Origin of the sequence: Actinotalea subterranea (assembly GCF_008364845.1) — a bacterium.
In the GTDB taxonomy this organism is placed as follows: Bacteria; Actinomycetota; Actinomycetes; order Actinomycetales; family Cellulomonadaceae; genus Actinotalea; species Actinotalea subterranea.
Window position 1 is genome coordinate 1 of the sequence record NZ_VTTP01000014.1, and the last position, 16,329, is coordinate 16,329.

The 16,329-nt window shown below is 75.2% G+C and carries 11 protein-coding genes and 1 pseudogene; 7 read left to right on the plus strand and 5 right to left on the minus strand.

What is annotated here, in order from left to right:
• The first annotated feature begins 487 nt into the window (after nucleotides 1-487).
• Nucleotides 488-1,444, plus strand: coding sequence for an LCP family protein (locus FZ988_RS17180; protein ID WP_246169593.1), 957 nt, complete (start codon nucleotides 488-490; stop codon nucleotides 1,442-1,444).
• 92 nt (nucleotides 1,445-1,536) lie between these two features.
• On the opposite strand, the gene FZ988_RS17185 is transcribed toward FZ988_RS17180, so the two are convergent.
• The 3 genes from FZ988_RS17185 to FZ988_RS17195 form a co-directional block, all read right to left on the minus strand.
• Nucleotides 1,537-2,733 (minus strand): acyltransferase family protein, encoded by a 1,197-nt coding sequence (locus FZ988_RS17185; protein WP_149205273.1) that lies wholly within the window; start codon nucleotides 2,731-2,733, stop codon nucleotides 1,537-1,539.
• Nucleotides 2,734-2,825: 92 nt separating this feature from the next.
• Nucleotides 2,826-3,374, minus strand: coding sequence for a 5-(carboxyamino)imidazole ribonucleotide mutase (purE, locus tag FZ988_RS17190; RefSeq protein ID WP_149205274.1), 549 nt, complete (start codon nucleotides 3,372-3,374; stop codon nucleotides 2,826-2,828).
• A gap of 45 nt (nucleotides 3,375-3,419) precedes the next feature.
• Nucleotides 3,420-4,571, minus strand: coding sequence for a 5-(carboxyamino)imidazole ribonucleotide synthase (locus tag FZ988_RS17195; RefSeq protein WP_149205332.1), 1,152 nt, complete (start codon nucleotides 4,569-4,571; stop codon nucleotides 3,420-3,422).
• A gap of 59 nt (nucleotides 4,572-4,630) precedes the next feature.
• Between FZ988_RS17195 and FZ988_RS17200 the strand changes: the two are divergent.
• A pseudogene (locus FZ988_RS17200) lies at nucleotides 4,631-4,987 on the plus strand (GtrA family protein); the annotation flags it as partial.
• A 78-nt stretch (nucleotides 4,988-5,065) separates the two neighbouring features.
• On the opposite strand, the gene FZ988_RS17205 reads toward FZ988_RS17200, so the two are convergent.
• Together FZ988_RS17205 and FZ988_RS17210 are read right to left on the minus strand one after the other, a co-directional pair.
• A complete protein-coding gene (locus tag FZ988_RS17205) occupies nucleotides 5,066-6,406 on the minus strand; it encodes an ATP-binding protein (RefSeq protein ID WP_149205275.1) in 1,341 nt (446 codons plus the stop codon).
• A gap of 9 nt (nucleotides 6,407-6,415) precedes the next feature.
• On the minus strand, nucleotides 6,416-7,099 hold the full coding sequence (locus FZ988_RS17210) for a response regulator transcription factor (RefSeq protein ID WP_149205276.1): 684 nt from the start codon (nucleotides 7,097-7,099) through the stop codon (nucleotides 6,416-6,418).
• A gap of 153 nt (nucleotides 7,100-7,252) precedes the next feature.
• On the opposite strand from FZ988_RS17210, the gene FZ988_RS17215 reads away from it, so the two are divergent.
• From FZ988_RS17215 to FZ988_RS17235, 5 genes are all read left to right on the plus strand, one after another.
• The gene (locus FZ988_RS17215; RefSeq protein ID WP_149205277.1) at nucleotides 7,253-8,518 is read left to right on the plus strand and encodes a sensor histidine kinase; all 1,266 of its coding nucleotides are present in this window, start codon (nucleotides 7,253-7,255) and stop codon (nucleotides 8,516-8,518) included.
• A 38-nt stretch (nucleotides 8,519-8,556) separates the two neighbouring features.
• Nucleotides 8,557-9,264, plus strand: a complete 708-nt coding sequence (locus FZ988_RS17220) for a response regulator (protein WP_149205333.1) — start codon at nucleotides 8,557-8,559, stop codon at nucleotides 9,262-9,264.
• 288 nt (nucleotides 9,265-9,552) lie between these two features.
• Nucleotides 9,553-10,359 carry an ABC transporter ATP-binding protein gene (locus FZ988_RS17225; RefSeq protein ID WP_149205278.1) on the plus strand — a complete coding sequence of 269 codons (807 nt, stop codon included), beginning with the start codon at nucleotides 9,553-9,555 and terminating at the stop codon, nucleotides 10,357-10,359.
• Nucleotides 10,360-10,382: 23 nt separating this feature from the next.
• Entirely contained in the window at nucleotides 10,383-13,085 is a 2,703-nt protein-coding gene (locus FZ988_RS17230; protein WP_246169594.1) for an ABC transporter permease, read from the plus strand.
• A gap of 186 nt (nucleotides 13,086-13,271) precedes the next feature.
• Nucleotides 13,272-16,043, plus strand: a complete 2,772-nt coding sequence (locus FZ988_RS17235) for an FtsX-like permease family protein (RefSeq protein WP_246169595.1) — start codon at nucleotides 13,272-13,274, stop codon at nucleotides 16,041-16,043.
• Nucleotides 16,044-16,329 lie beyond the last annotated feature (286 nt).

Below are 16,329 nucleotides of genomic sequence, written 5' to 3' on the forward strand. Positions count from 1 at the left end.
CGGCGCCCCCCGCCGACCCGCCGACGCGGCCGGCGCACCGATCGTCGTCGGTCGCGGCCAGGCCCGCCCGCCGGAGACGGGCGGCGCGCGCCGGCCACCGGCACCGCCCGCGCGCCGTCCACGGCCCGACGGCGACGGGACCGCCGCGCCTGCTGGTCCCCGCCCCGACCGCCGCAGCGCAGCCGGGGCGGGGGTCGTCGCCGGTGCCGCGGGTGCCCGGACGGCCTCCGGGGCACGCCCGGGCGGCAGCGCCCGCCCCGCGGGCCCACGCCCGGCCGACGGCGCCGCAGGACACCCGACCACCGTCCGGCCTGCGCAACCCGGCGCAGGAGCGCCCAGGCCCGGGCAGCGCCCGGCGGCCGGACGGCCCGGCGCGCCCGGCACAGCGGGCACCCTCGGCCGAGGCGGGCCCGGAGGGCCGCAGGCCCCCGGCGGGAGGCCGCCGCTCACCGCACCGGAACGACGACGCAGGATCGCGCGCTACTCCGTGCGGGCGCTCGTGCTGCTGCTCGCGCTGGCGATCGCGTGGCCCGTCGGGCTCCTGATGTGGGCCAACGGCAAGATCCAGCACGTCGACGCGCTCTCGGGCACGCCCGACAACACCTCGGGGACGACCTACCTCCTGGCGGGCTCCGACGCCCGCGGCGGCGAGAGCGGGATCATCGAGGACGGCACGGCCGGCGCCCGCACCGACACGATCATGATCTTGCACGACCCCGCGAGCGGCCCCGCGTCGCTCATCAGCCTGCCGCGCGACACCTACACGGAGGTCCCGGGCTACGGCCCGGCCAAGCTCAACGCCGCCTACGCCTGGGAGGGCGCACCGCTCCTGGTGACGACGGTCGAGCAGCTCACGGGCCTGCACGTCGACCACTACGTCGAGGTGGGGCTCGGCGGCGTCGCGAACCTCGTCGACGCCGTCGGCGGAGTCGAGCTGTGCCTCGATCCGGCGGTCAACAAGATGGACTTCCCCGTCGCGGACACCGACTCGGGCATGTTCTGGGAGGCTCCGGGCTGCCGCGTCGTCGACGGCGTCGCCGCGCTCGGGTTCGCCCGCATGCGGCACGCCGACCACGAGGGCGACATCGGTCGCGCCAAGCGGCAGCAGCAGCTCATCGCAGCGGTGTCCTCGACCGTCGCCGACCCTGCGCTCGTCGTGCAGCCAGGACGTCAGGTCGCGCTCATCGGCGCAGGGCTCGGGGCGCTGCACGTGAGCGACGGCACGGGGATCCTCGACCTCGGCCGCCTCGCTCTCGCGTTCCGTGCCGCGACGGGGCCCGAGGGGGTCCGCGGCACGCCGCCGATCGCGAGCCTCGACTACCGGCCCGGAGGCATCGGCTCGACCGTGCTCCTCGACGCCGACCAGACGCCGGCGTTCTGGGCCTCGATCGTCGACGGCACGGTCGCACCGGGAAGCACGGTCGGCGGCGTCCCCGCAGGCTGACCGCCCTGCCCGCGGGCGCCCTGCCCGCTGACCGCCCTGCCCGCGGACCTCTGCCCGCTGAGCGCCGCGTGTCAGGCCGACGGGCCCACGCGTCAGATCGCCACGGACGGCCTCGGCCCCCGGCGCAGCCTGCGCTCGATCCAGCGCCTCATGGGTGGGTTGACCCGCTTCTCGACGCCGTGGTGCACCAGCCACGCCAGGCCGAGCGACGCGGACGCGGCTGCGCCGAGCGCGACCAGGGTGGGCACGTCGTCGTGCAGGAGGTGGATCACCCACCAGCCCCAGAACTCGTGCACGAGGTACAGCGGGTACGTCAGGGCGCCGACCGTCGTCAGCACACGCCAGTCGAGGTGCTTCAGGCGCGTCATCGTCAGGAGCGCGACTGCCGCGAAGCACGCGACGACGAGGACGCCGAGGACCACCGCGGAGGGGGCGAACGCGGTGTTCCGGCCGAGCGAGCGCACCTGCGCGGGCACCACCGTGCTCACGGCCAGGCCCACGTTCATCGCGACGAGCAGCCAGGGCAGGCGGGCGTGCCCGTCACGGTGGATGAGGTACAGCAGCATGCCGCCCGCGAACAGGGGCGCGTAGCGGCCGATGAGGACCTCCGACCCGAGCTCCCAGCCGAGCACCTCCGTCGCAAGGCCCGCGAGCGGCCAGACGGTCGCGAACGCCAGCACGCGGCGCCGTGTGACCCCCACGGCGACGAGCAGGACGACGAGGGCGTAGAACCGCAGCTCCGTCCACAGGGTCCAGTAGACGCCGTCGACGTGACGCACCCCGAACGCCTCCTGGAGCAGGGTCACGTTCACGGCGACCTCGCCGACCGAGATCTGCTTCCCGTCGCGCCACAGCGCCAGGAGCAGGAAGCTCGTCAGCGCGAGCGCCGTCCAGTAGGCCGGCAGGAGGCGCGCGAGCCGGGAGGCGACGACGCCCGGCACGCTGCGCCCCCACGCCGACCACAGGATGACGAACCCGCTGATGACGAAGAACAGCTCGGGCGCGAGCGCGAAGTACATGGTCACGCGGCCCAGCACCGGGAACCGCTCGACGGGCTCCTCACCCCACGCGGTGCTCCAGCGGGCGGTGAAGTGGTAGAGCAGGACGCCCGCTGCCGCCGCGAAGCGCAGGCCGTCGAGCGCCCGCAGACGGGGGCCGTCGGTCCGCCGCGCCGGGGCACCGGCCGGCCGGTCCGCGCGCCCGGCCTCGGGCGCGGCCGCCCCCGCCCCGCCCGGAGCGGTCGGCGGCGCCTGCGGACGTCCCGGAGCCGCGACGGTCGTCGTTACCATTCCGTGACCATATGGGCGGTCCGACGGATCCGCCTCCCGAGGCGCCGACCACCCCGGGTTCCCTCACCCGGCCCTCACGCGACGAGCACAGGTCAGACGCCGAACCCCGTCGTCTGCCGGCCGGTGCCGTGCCGGGAGCGCAGCCGCTCACCCTTCGCGTGCGCCTCGTCACGCAGGCCCTCCTGGAACGCGGTCATGCGGCCGCGCAGCTCCGCGCCGCCCGCAGCGTCCGCGAGCCCGGCCGCGAGGATCCGCACCGCGAGGAGGCCCGCGTTGCGCGCGCCACCGACGGACACGGTCGCGACCGGGACGCCCGCGGGCATCTGGACGATCGACAGCAGGGAGTCCATCCCGTCGAGGTGCGCGAGCGGCACGGGGACGCCGACGACGGGCAGCGGCGTGACCGCGGCGAGCATCCCCGGCAGGTGCGCCGCTCCCCCGGCCCCCGCGACGATCACCCGCAGGCCGCGCGCCGCCGCCGAGCGGCCGTACTCGATCATCTCCGCGGGCATGCGGTGCGCCGAGACCACGTCGACCTCGCACGCCACGTCGAACTCCGCGAGCGCCTGCGCCGCGGCCTGCATCACCGGCCAGTCCGAGTCCGAGCCCATGACGACGCCCACCAACGGCTGCTCACCCATCGCCGACCTCCCTGACGTGACCGACCGCGCGCGGACGCGCACGGCTCATGGCTGCTCCCCGCGCAGGAGGGCCGCGGCGCGCGCGGCACGCGACCGCACGTCGTCGAGGTCGTCGCCGCACACGGTGACGTGGCCCAGCTTGCGACCGGGCCGGATCTTCTTGCCGTACAGGTGCACGCGCGCACCCGGGTCCGCACCGACCACGGCCGGCAGCGCGTCGGTGAGGCGCTCGAGCGTGCTGCCGAGCACGTTCGCCATGACCGACCACCGCGCACGCGGAGCCGGGTCGCCCAGCGGCAGGTCGAGGACCGCGCGCAGGTGCTGCTCGAACTGGCTCGTCACCGCACCGTCGATCGTCCAGTGGCCCGAGTTGTGCGGCCGCATCGCGAGCTCGTTCACGACGACGGCTCCGTCCACCTCGAACATCTCGACCGCGAGCACACCCGTGACGTCGAGGCCCTCCGCGACGCGCACCGCGGCGTCGACGGCCTGCGCCTCGACCGTGGGGTCGAGGCCCGGCGCGGGGGCCACGACCTCGGCGCACACCCCGTCGCGCTGGACCGTCTCCACGACCGGCCACACCCGGACCTCGCCCGACGGACGCCGCGCGAGCAGCACCGCGAGCTCACGCACGAACGGCACCTTCTGCTCCGCGAGCAGCGCGGGGCCGCCGATCCGCGCCGCCGCGAACCACTCCGCGACCTCCGCCGCACCGCGCACCACGCGCACGCCCTTGCCGTCGTAGCCCCCGCGGGACGTCTTGACGACGGCCTCCCCGCCCTCCTGCTCCAGGAACGCCTCGAGGTCCGCCGGCTCCGTGACCTCCGCCCACCGCGGGCACGGCACGCCGAGGCGGGCGAGCGCGCGGCGCATGACGATCTTGTCCTGCGCGTGCAGGAGCGCGGCCGGGCCGGGCCGCACGGGCACCCCGGCCGCCTCGACCTGTTCCAGGACGTCCGCCGGGATGTGCTCGTGCTCGAACGTCAGGACGTCCGCGCGCGGCGGGCCGCTCACCAGGTCGAGCACCGCGCCCGCGTCACGCGGCGCACCCACGGGCGCGTCCACGACCACACGGGCGGCGGACGTCGTCGCGCCCTCGACCAGGACCCGCAGGTGCAGGCCGAGCCCGGTCGCCGCCGGGGCCATCATCCGGGCGAGCTGTCCACCACCGACCACCGCCACCACACGCGTCACGATGGGCGAGCCTAACAACGCCTCGCCGGGCCCCGGACCGTCGTCCGGATACGCTGGCGCGCATGCGTGAGCGCCTGGTCGAGCTCGCCCGCTTCGGCTCCGTCGGTGCGCTCGCGTTCGTCGTCGACGTCGGGCTCTTCAACGTCCTGAGGTACGGCCCGGGCGAGATCCTCGAGGCCAAGCCGCTGACCGCCAAGGTGATCTCGGTCGCCGTCGCGACGGTCGTGGCGTGGCTTGGCAACCGACGGTGGACGTTCGCCTCGCGCACCGGCGCGCCGGGGGCCGGCGGGGTCCTTCGCCAGCTGCTCGGCTTCGCCGTCGTCAACGTGGGCGGCATGGTGATCGCCGTCGGCTGCCTCGCGTTCTCGCACTACGTGCTCGGCCTGACCTCGCCGCTCGCCGACAACGTCGCCGCGAACGTCGTGGGGCTCGCCCTCGGCACCGCGTTCCGCTACCTCGCGTACAGCCGCGTGGTGTTCCGCGACCGGCCCGTCGCCTCAGCGGACGCGGCCGCGCCCCCGTCGGCGCCGCTCGCGCGTCGAGACGAGCGCACCCCGCGGGAGCACGAGGTCGGGGTCGAGCGCCTTGGGCACGCCGGCGAGGAACACCGCGAACACAGGCGGGCGCCGCTGGGCGAGCTCGAGCCGTCCCCCGTCGGCGGCGACGAGGTCGCGCGCAAGGGCCAGGCCCAGGCCGGTGCCCTTGCCCGAGGTGACCTCGCGCTCGAAGATCCGCGGGGCCAGGTCGTCGGGCACCCCGGGCCCCTCGTCGGAGATCTCGATCACGACGGCCCCTCCGGGCCCGGAGGGGCGTGAGCGCACCGTCGTCGTGCCCGCGCCGTGCACGAGCGAGTTCTCGATGAGCGTCGCGAGCGCCTGCGCGAGCGCCCCGGGCGTCGCGAGCACGGCGACACCCGTCGGGACCTCGACGACGAGCTTGCGTCCGGCCGTCGCGAACGACGGGCCCCACTCCTCCTCCTGCTGGTGCACCACGTCGAGCAGGTGGACGGCCTCCGTGGTGCCGCCCTGCGCGCGCCGGGACCGGGCGAGGAGGTCGTCGACGACCGTGACGAGGCGCTCGACCTGCTCGAGCGAGATGCGGGCCTCCTCACGCACCTCCTCCTTGTCCGTGGCCGCGACGATCTCCTCGAGGCGCATGGACAGGGCCGTCAGGGGCGTGCGCAGCTGATGGGAGGCGTCGGCCGCGAACTGCCGCTCGGCCGCGAGGCGCCCCGCGAGCCGGTCGGCGCTGCGCGCGAGCTCGGCCGCCACGAGGTCGATCTCCTCGACGCCCGAGGGCTCGAGGCGCGGGCGCACCTGGCCCGAGCCGAGCTGCTCGGCGCTCGCCGCGAGGTACACGAGCGGGGCCGCGAGCCTGCGCGCCTGCCACAGGGCCATCGTGATGCCCGCGCCGAACGCCACGACGGCGGCCGTGATGACCAGGGCGACGCTGCGGGCGGTGCGCCAGAAGACGTCCCACCAGGAGATGGACAGCAGCACGACGGCGCCCGAGTCCGTGTGCACGATCTCGGGGTACGCGCGCCCCTCGATGGGTTCGCCGGCACGGAACCGGTTGCCCTCCGGGTCCACGACCGACACCGACGCGGGCAGCCGACCGCCCTCGCCGCCGACGTAGAACTCGAGGAGCCCCTCGTCGATCGGGCGGTCCGTGGCCAGGCGCGACTCGACCTGGCGGGCGAGCGCCGCGGCACGGTCGGCGAGCTCACGCTCCTCGGTCTCGCTCACCAGCCGCGCGCCGTAGAAGGCGAGCGGGATGCCGAGGAGCATGACCGCGACGGTGACCGCCGCGATGGTGGCCTGGAGGACCCGGCGACGCATCGGGCGGCGTCAGACCGCGCCGGTCTCGAACCGGAAGCCCATGCCCCGGACGGTCGAGATGTAGCGCGGCGCGTTCGCGTCGTCGCCGAGCTTGCGACGCAGCCACGAGACGTGCATGTCGAGCGTCTTGGTCGAGCCGCTGGGGTCCGAGTCCCAGACCTCGCGCATGAGGGTCTCGCGCGGCACGACGCTCCCCGCGTCACGCACGAGGACCCGCAGGAGGTCGAACTCCTTCGCGGTCAGGTGCAGCTCACGGTCCGCCTGGAACGCGCGGTGCGCGGCCAGGTCCATGCGCACGTTCTGCGCGACGACCTGGTCCTCCTCCGTGCCGTCCGCGTTCGAGCGGCGCAGCAGCGCCCGGACCCGGGCCAGGAGCTCGGCGAGCCGGAAGGGCTTGGTCACGTAGTCGTCGGCGCCCGCGTCGAGGCCCACGACGAGGTCGACCTCGTCGGCGCGCGCGGTCAGCACGAGGACCGGCGTGGTCAGGCCGTGGTTGCGGATCCAGCGCGCGACGTCCAGCCCGTCCATGTCGGGCAGGCCGAGGTCGAGGATGACCATGTCGGCACCAGGGGCGGAGTCGATGGCTCCTTGACCTGTCCCTTGCACGACGACGTCGTACCCCTCGCGTCCGAGCGCCCGGGCCAACGGCTCGGCAATGGCCGGGTCATCTTCAGCCAAGAGAACCTGCGTCATGGGCTCATGCTAGCCAACGCGGAGGCCCGACCCCGGGACGCACGGGCGGCGCGTGGCCGAGGCGTCGGCGTCGTCCCCCGGGGGGACGCCGGTCGCACGCGTCTCGGACCACGGGCCGACCCCACGTGCGCCGCTCAGCCCTAGGCTGGCCGGATGCGGTGGTGGGAGCGCGTGGGTGCGTGGGACGAGACGCACCGGTTCGCGATCGACGCGACCGCGGCCACGCTCCTGACCCTCATGGTCGCCCCGCTGAACGCGCTCGGAGGCCAGGGGTACTCGGACTTCGCGTCCTGGTGGGCGGTCGCCCTCGTCGTCCCGCTCGCCTGGCGCCGGACCCGGCCCGCACCGTCCGCGGCCGCGGTGTTCACGGTCGCGCTCCTGCACTTCGCCGCCGGCGACTTCATCTACGCCGCCGACGTGGCGGTGCTCCTCGCGCTGTACTCCGTGACGGTGCACGGCCCCGTGTGGGCCTACCGGACCGCCATCACCGGGGCGCTCGTCGGGTCCTTCCTGCTGGGCGCCGCGATGCTCCTGACCGAGGAGACGAGCGTCGAGGGCTCGGTCTTCGCGACCTTCGCCATCGGCCTCATGTCCCTCAGCGTCTTCGCGTTCGCGCTCGTGCGGCGGTCGAGGCGCGAGCGGATCGACTCCCTCGTCGACCGCGCCCGCAGGCTCGAGATCGAGCGGGACCAGCAGGCGCTCATCGCGACCTCCGCCGAGCGCACACGCATCGCGCGCGAGATGCACGACATCGTCGCGCACTCCCTGTCCGTGATCATCGCCCAGGCCGACGGCGGCCGGTACGCCGCCGACCAGGACCCAGCGGCGGCGACACGGTCCCTGACGACCATCGCGGAGACCGGGCGCGCCGCCCTCGCGGACATGCGACGCCTCCTGGGGGTCCTGCGCCCCGAGGCGATCGCCGCGGGCGCCGGCTCCGGGGTCGCGCCGGTCCCGCCCGGCGCCCGGCCCACCGCCTCGGCCGCCGCGACGACGGGGCCCGTGGACCTCATCCCTCAGCCCGCGGTCGACGACATCGAGCACCTCGTGGAGCAGATGCGCGGCAGCGGCGTGCGCACGTCGTTCGTGCGGATGGGCACGCCCCGACCCCTGCCCCCCGGCACCGGGCTCACCGTGTACCGGATCTGCCAGGAGTCGCTCACCAACGTGCTCAAGCACGCCGGGCCGTCGCCGACCGCGACGGTCATGCTGCAGTGGGCACCGGCGTCCCTCGTGCTCGAGATCAACGACGACGGGCGCGGTGCGGCGGCCGTCGGGGACGGCGCGGGCCAGGGCGTGCTCGGCATGCGCGAGCGGGCTGCGATGCTCGGAGGATCACTGACCGTCGGGCCCCGGCCCGGCGGTGGATACCGGGTGCGCGCGGAGATCCCGCTGCCCCGCACGGAGGAGGACCGATGACCGAGGGTTTCGAGCCGACGGGGATGCGCCCCGGCGCGATGCCGGGCTACGCCGGGACCGACGCCGAGGCACCGCGCGAGACGATCCGCGTCGCGCTCGTCGACGACCAGCAGCTCGTCCGTGCCGGGTTCCGCATGGTCATCGACTCCCAGCCCGACCTCGAGGTCGTCATGGAGGCCGGTGACGGTGCGGAGGCGCTGCGCCGCCTCCAGGCCGTGGTCGCCGACGTCGTGCTCATGGACGTGCGCATGCCCAACCTCGACGGCCTCGCGGCGACCGCCCGGCTCACCGCGTCGCAGGGTCCCGTCCCGCGCGTCGTCGTCCTGACGACGTTCGACCTCGACGAGTACGTGCTCTCCGCGATCCGCGCGGGCGCGAGCGGGTTCCTGCTCAAGGACGCACCGCCCGAGGAGATGCTCGAGGCGATCCGCACCGTGCACCGCGGCGACGCGGTCATCGCCCCCTCGAGCACGCGGCGCCTGCTCGAGCACCTCGTCACGGCGCTGCCCGACGAGGAGCACACCGCACCCCACCCGGGCCTCGCCGAGCTGACCGACCGCGAGCGCGAGGTCCTCGTGCTCATGGCCCGCGGCCGGTCCAACACGGAGATCGGCCAGGACCTGTTCGTCGCCGAGGCGACCGTCAAGACCCACGTGGGTCGCATCCTGGCCAAGCTCGGCGCGCGCGACCGCGTGCAGGCCGTCGTCACGGCCTACGAGAGCGGGCTCGTCCGCCCCGGTTCCTGACGCGCACGCCGTCGGTCGCCACCAGGTCCGCGCAGGTCCGCGCAGGTCCCCCCGAGGGGCCGCCGTCGTCGCGCCGGCGTACGCCTGCGGTCCGCGGGGCCGTACCCCCACGGGATGACCGCTGGCCGTCAGGGACCATGCCGGGACCCGATGCCGCACCGCGGCGAGGGCGCTTAGCGTCGAGCCCGGAGCGAAGGCCCCGCCCGGACGGCAGCGACCGGACGGGCGGGGCGGCTCCGCCAGGCCCTTGAAGCCGCACCTGACCGACACCAGCACTGGAGAGACCACGTGGACAGCACCACAGCCACCCCGTCCGGACACGCCCCCGCCTCCGGGGCCCCAGCGGCCGCGGCGGTCCGGGCACGTGGGCTGCGCAAGGTCTACGGCTCCGGCGAGGCCGCGGTGAACGCGCTCGCCGACGTCGACATCGACTTCGCCGCGGGCGCCTTCACGGCGATCATGGGCCCGTCCGGCTCCGGCAAGTCCACCCTCATGCACCTGCTCGCGGGCCTCGACTCGGCGACGAGCGGCAAGGCGTACCTCGGGTCCACCGAGATCACGGGCCTCGGCGACAAGGAGCTGACCCGCCTGCGGCGCGACCGCGTGGGCTTCGTCTTCCAGTCGTTCAACCTGCTGCCGATGTTCACGGCCGAGCAGAACATCGTGCTCCCGCTCGAGCTCGCCGGCGCCCGCGTGGACCCCGCGTGGATGGACACCCTCGTCCAGACGCTCGGGCTCGCCGACCGCCTGACCCACCGCCCCTCCGAGCTGTCCGGCGGCCAGCAGCAGCGCGTCGCGATCGCACGCGCCCTGATCGCGAAGCCCGACGTCGTCTTCGCCGACGAGCCCACCGGCAACCTCGACTCGCGTGCCGGCGCCCAGGTCCTCAGCTTCCTGCGGCGCTCGGTGCGTGAGCTCGGCCGCACGGTGATCATGGTCACGCACGACCCGTCCGCCGCCGCCTACGCGGACCGCGTCGTCCTGCTCGCCGACGGCCGGATCGCGGGCGACATCACCGACCCGACGCCCGAGTCGGTCCTCGCCGGCCTCGACGCGCTGCGCTCGCTCGACGAGCCTGAGGCGGCGATGCGCTGATGCTACGCCTCACCCTGGCCCAGATGCGACGCAGCCTGGGCCGCCTCACCGCGGCCGGGATCGCGATCATGATCGGGACCGCGTTCGTCGCGGTGACCCTCATCGCAGGTGCCGTCATCACGCGCACCAGCTACGACGCCGTCTCGGCGTCCCTCGCCGACGCGGACCTCGTCCTCCTCGGCTCCAGGGACCAGGGTCTGTCGGCCGAGGACGTCGACGCCGTGCGCGAGACCGACGGCGTCGCCGCCGTCGACGGGCACATGCGGCTGTGGACCGAGCTGAGCGCCGGGACCAAGCACGCCTACCCCGACGTCACGACCCTCGCGTCCGACCCGCGCCTCGACCCGCAGGTGCTGCTCGACGGTCGCGCGCCGGAGCGCTCCGGCGAGATCGTCCTGCCCGATCGCATGGCGGAGCGGCTCGGGGTCGAGGTCGGCGACACCGTCACGACGGAACGCTCCTCCTGGGTGCCGGCCGACGCTGCCGACGCCGACGGTGCCGACGGTGCCGACACGGCCGCGACCGACGGTGCCGACAGTGCCGACAGTGCCGATGGTGCCGGAGCCGCTGCGACCGACGTCGAGGGCGAGTGGGTCACCCGCACCGAGCGCCTCGAGGTCGTCGGGCTCAACGACGACCCCACGGGTGCCTTCGCCCAGACGGGCGGCGCCGTCGTCGTGCACCCCGAGGACGCCGAGCGCTGGGCGCTCGACGACACCATGGGCGCACCCGTGCAGTACACCGAGGCGGTCGTCGCGCTCGACGCGGACGCCGACCTCGAGTCCGTCCGCGGCGAGATCGAGGCCGCCGCCCCCGAGGGCGCCGTGCTGCGCACCAAGGACGAGCACGCCCAGGCCAAGACCGCGGAGCTGACCAACGGCGCCGACGTGTTCACGACCATCGTGCTCGGCTTCGCCTCGATCGCCCTGCTCGTCGCCGCCCTCGTCATCGCGAACACGTTCCAGGTGCTCGTCGCCCAGCGGACCCGGACCCTGGCCCTGCTGCGGTGCGTCGGCGCGGACAAGCGTCAGCTGCGCCGGTCGGTGCTCATCGAGGCGACCATCCTCGGCGCCACGGCCTCGGCCGTCGGGCTCGCGCTCGGCATCGGGCTGGCCCAGCTCACGCTGACGGTCCTGGGCGGGGTCAACCTCGACGTCCCGCTCCCCGCGACCGTGAGCGTCACCGCGGCCGCCGTGATCGCGCCGCTCGTCGTCGGCACGCTCGTGACGGTCGTGGCCGCGCTCGCCCCGGCACGTGGCGCCACACGTGTCGCCCCGCTCGCCGCGCTGCGGCCCGCGGACGCCCCCGCCCTGACCCAGCGGCGCAACCTGCCGCGACTCGTGATCGCCTCGCTCCTGACGGTCGCGGGTGTCGGGCTCCTCCTGTTCGCCGTCATCGGCGGCCGCGAGATGGACGAGGTGCTCGCGCTGGGCGTCGGCGTGCTCGGCGGCGCACTGTCGTTCGTCGGCGTGCTCGTCGGTGCCGTGTTCTGGATCCCGAAGGTCGTCAGCCTCACCGGCGCGATCCTCGGTGGCCGTGGCACCAGCGCCAAGCTCGCCGCCGCCAACACCCTGCGGAACCCGCGCCGCACCGCGGCGACGAGCACCGCGCTCCTCATCGGCGTCACGCTCGTGGCCATGATGAGCACCGGCGCCGCGAGCGCCAGGACGACCCTCACCGAGGAGCTCGCCTCGGAGTTCCCCGTCGACGTCCTCGTCTGGGCACCCCGCAGCCTGAGCGCCGTGGCGGAGCCCACCGGGCCAGCGGACGACACCTCCGCCCCGACCGTGCTCGACCAGCGCCTCGCCGACGAGCTCGACCAGATCGACGGCACCGCGCAGGTCCAGCTCGTCACCTCGATCGACGCCGTGGTGACCGTCGAGGGAGCAGAGGCGACCGGCCCCCTGCGCGTGCTGCCGGCTCCCGCCGCCCGCGGGGTGCTGCTCGCACCGGACCAGGCCGAGGGGCTCGACGAGGACTCCGTGATCGTGTCGCAGGGCCTGGCCGAGGTGCTCGGCGTGGAGTCCGGCGACGTCGTCTCGCTGGGCGCCACGACGCTCGACCGCACCGGTGGCACCGTGCCGACCGGGGAGAGCGTCGAGCGAACCGCCGTCGTGACCGAGTTCGGCCAGGGCTTCCTCGCGACGCCGGGCACGCTCGAGGCCATGGGCGTCGATGCGACGCCCAACGAGATGTGGCTGCGCATGGACGCCGACGCGGACCCGGTGGACGTCGTCAGCGACATCCAGGACGCCCTCGACGAGACCACCGTCTCCGTCGCGGGTGCGGCGCTCGAGCGCGTCATGTTCCAGCGCGTCATCGACACGCTCCTGGCCGTCGTCGTCGGGCTCCTCGGCGCCGCCGTCGTGATCGCCCTCATCGGTGTCGCGAACACGCTGTCGCTGTCCGTCATCGAACGCCGCCGGGAGTCCGCGACGCTCCGCGCGATCGGCCTCTCCAAGGCCCAGCTGCGCGGGACGCTCGCGATCGAGGGTGCGCTCATCGCAGGCGTCGGTGCCGTGCTCGGCTCGGTCCTCGGCCTCCTGTACGGGTGGGCCGGAGCCGTGACCGTCCTCGGGGTCATGGGCGACGTGCGGCTCACGGTCCCGTGGCGCGACCTCGCCCTGGTCCTCGTCGTGGCGCTGGGCGCCGGGCTCCTCGCCTCGGTCCTGCCGGGGCGCGCCGCGGCCCGGACGTCGCCGGTCGAGGCGCTCGCCGTCGACTGAGCAGTGGTCGTGGGGCCCGCGAGGGCCCCACGACCGCCTGCCCGGCAGGGCACGATGGGGCAGGCACGACGGCGCAGGGCCCACCAGGGCACAGCAGCCGCACCGCACGGCACAGCACACGCACGGCACAGCACACGCACCGCACGGCACCGCCGTCACGCAGACCGCACGGACGAAGGAGGGCGCGTGAGCCCGCAGATGCTCCGCCTGACGCTCGCCCAGATGCGGCGCAGCGCCGGGCGCCTCGTCGCCGCGGGTCTCGCGATCACCCTGGGCACCGGGTTCGTGGCAGCCACGCTCCTCGCCGGGGGCTCCATGACGCGCACCGTCAACGAGGCCCTGACCGAGCAGTACGCCGGGGCGGACCTCGTCGTGACCGACGGCGAGGTCACGGGCCAGACGCTCGGGATCCTCGCGGAGCTCCCGGGAGTCACGTCCGTGCACGGCCACCTCGAGCTCGGCCTCGACCTCACAGGGGGCACCGGGCGCACCTTCGCCCAGGTCACGTCAGCGGCGGTGGACCCCGGCCTGGAGAGCGCGGAGCTCGCCGCGGGCACCCTGCCGACGGCGCCCGGCGAGATCGCCGTATCGCGTGAGGTCTCCGAGCTCCTCGGGCTCGAGGTCGGCGACCACGTCGACGCCGAGCAGGTGTCGTGGCGCGAGATCGACGAGGTCGACCAGGTCGGCCAGGTGTCGGGCGACGAGCAGGAGATGGGACCGGTGCGCCAGACCGACCGCCTGACGGTGGTCGGTGTCGTCGACCAGCCCGGGGCGGCCCTCCTCGGCACCACGGGGGTCGGCGTCGTGCACCCGGACCAGATGGCCGCGTGGCTCGACTTCCAGGACCCCGTCGCGGACCAGACCTGGTACTGGTACGCGCTGGTCTCGGTCGCCGACGACGTGTCCGTCGCCGACGTGCAGGCCATGGCCCGGGACGCCCTGACGACCGACGCCGCCGTGCGCACCATCGGTGAGCAGGCCCGCTCCGTGACCACCGACGTCACGGGGACCGCTGACCAGCTCACCGCGGCCGTCCTGGGGTTCGCGGCCGTGTCCCTCATCGTCGCCGCGCTCGTCATCACCAACACGTTCCAGGTCCTCGTGGCCCAGCGGACACGCACCCTCGCGCTGCTGCGCTGCGTCGGCGCGGGCGCCGGCCAGCTGCGCCTCGTCGTGCTGGTCGAGGGTCTCGCGCTGGGCCTCGCCTCGTCCCTGCTCGGGGTGCTGCTCGGGACGGCCGCCGTGCAGGCCGCGCTCCTCGTGCTGCGACGCAGCACCGACGTGCCGCTGCCCGAGCTCGTCGCCGTGACGCCCGCCGTCGTCGTCGTGCCCGTGGGGCTCGGTGTGCTGGTGACCGTGCTCGCCGTCCTGGGGCCGGCCGTCGCGGCGACCCGCGTCTCCCCGCTCGCGGCCCTGCGTCCCGTCGAGGACCCGCCCTGGCGACCGGCCGCCGGGACACGCGCGTGGATCGCGATGACGCTCGTCCTCGTGGGCGCCGCGCTGCTCGCCCTCGGCCCCGCCGCGTCCGACCGGGACGCCCTCGGCATCGGGCTGGGCATGGGCCTCCTCGGCGGCGCGCTGTCCTTCCTCGGCATGGTCATGGGGGCCGTCTTCTGGGTCCCCTGGGTCGTCGCTCGCGCCGGCCAGGCCCTGGGGCTCCTCGGTGGGACGTCCGCACGCCTGGCCGCGGCCAACGCGCTGCGCAACCCGCGACGCACGGCGTCGACGAGCGCCGCCCTGTTCATCGGCGTGACGCTCGTCGCGATGATGGCGACGGGCGCCGCGAGCACCCGCTCGGCCCTCGACGGGACGTTGACGCAGGAGTTCCCGGTCGACGTCGGCGTCGGCGCCTACAGCGACGGGTTCGACGTCCCCGCGCTCCCCACGGGCCTGCCCGCGGCCGTCCGCGCGATCGAGGGCGTCGAGGCCGTGACCACCCTGACGGGCGTGTCCGTGGACCTCGAGCGCGCGGACGGCACGGGCGACGACACGACGGGCACCATGGTCGTCGAGGCGCGGGGGGTCGACCTCGCGGAGGCGCGCACCGTGATGCGGGCGCCCGAGCAGCTCGACGGCCTCGGCACCGGGACGGTCGTCGTGCCCGCGACCGTCGCATCCTGGTACGGCATCGACGACGGCGACCCGCTGACGCTGCGACGCACGGTCGCGCCCTACGTCACCGACGTCACCTCGACGCCCGGGCCGTCGGTGTCCGACGGGACGACGCGCCCGCCCGACCCGACGACGGACGACGGCACGGAGGCGACCGACGACGGGACCGGGGTGCCCGACGACGGGGCCGCCGAACCTCGGGCCGCCCTCACGCTCACCGCCGTCGTGACCGACCTCACCGGGACCGCGCTGATCGTGACCCCGTCGTCCGTCGAGGCGCTCGACCCGGACGCGCCCACGAGCCGCCTGTGGATCCGGGTCGCGGACCCCCGCGAGCCGCAGGCCACCGTCGACGCGATCACGGAGGCGGCCTCCGAGTCAGGCACGTCGCTCGAGACGACCGGGGTCGCCGTCCAGCGCGCCTTCTACCAGCGGGTGGTCGACACGCTGCTGACGGTCGTGCTCGGGCTGCTCGCGGTCGCGGTGGTCATCGCGCTCGTCGGCGTCGCGAACACCCTCGCCCTCTCGGTCATCGAGCGCCGCCGCGAGTCGGCGACCCTGCGCGCGCTCGGCATGTCCCGCACGCAGCTGCGCACGACGCTCGCCGTCGAGGGGATGCTCACCGCCGGCGTGGGCGGCCTCGTCGGCGTGCTCCTGGGAACCGCCTACGGCTGGGTCGGTGTGCGCATCCTGCTCGGCGTCCTGGCGCCCGTCGCGCTCGTCGTGCCGTGGTCGGCGCTCGGCGTGATCCTCGTCGTCGCGGTCCTCGCCGGCCTGCTCGCGTCCGTGCTGCCCGGGCGGCGCGCGTCCCGCACCTCTCCGGTCGCGGCCCTCGCGATCGAGTGACGTGGTCGCCGGTCGCCGGCCGCCGGTCGCCGGCGCGGCAGGCGTCCCGGCCGTCCCGATCGGGTGAGGTGCTCGGCGGCGGCGCGGCCCCTGCCGGTGCAGTGCGTGCCGGTGCAGTGCGTGCCGGTGCTGTGCGTGCCGGTGCTGTGCGTGCCGGTGCTGTGCGTGCCGGTGCTGTGCGGCGCGTGCCGCCGCCGCCCGAGTGACGCGTCCCTGGGGACGTCGCTGCGTGTCCCCAGGCCCGGCGGGCCCGGGCGCCGGCGACCGCGCGGCGGGCCGAGGCTCA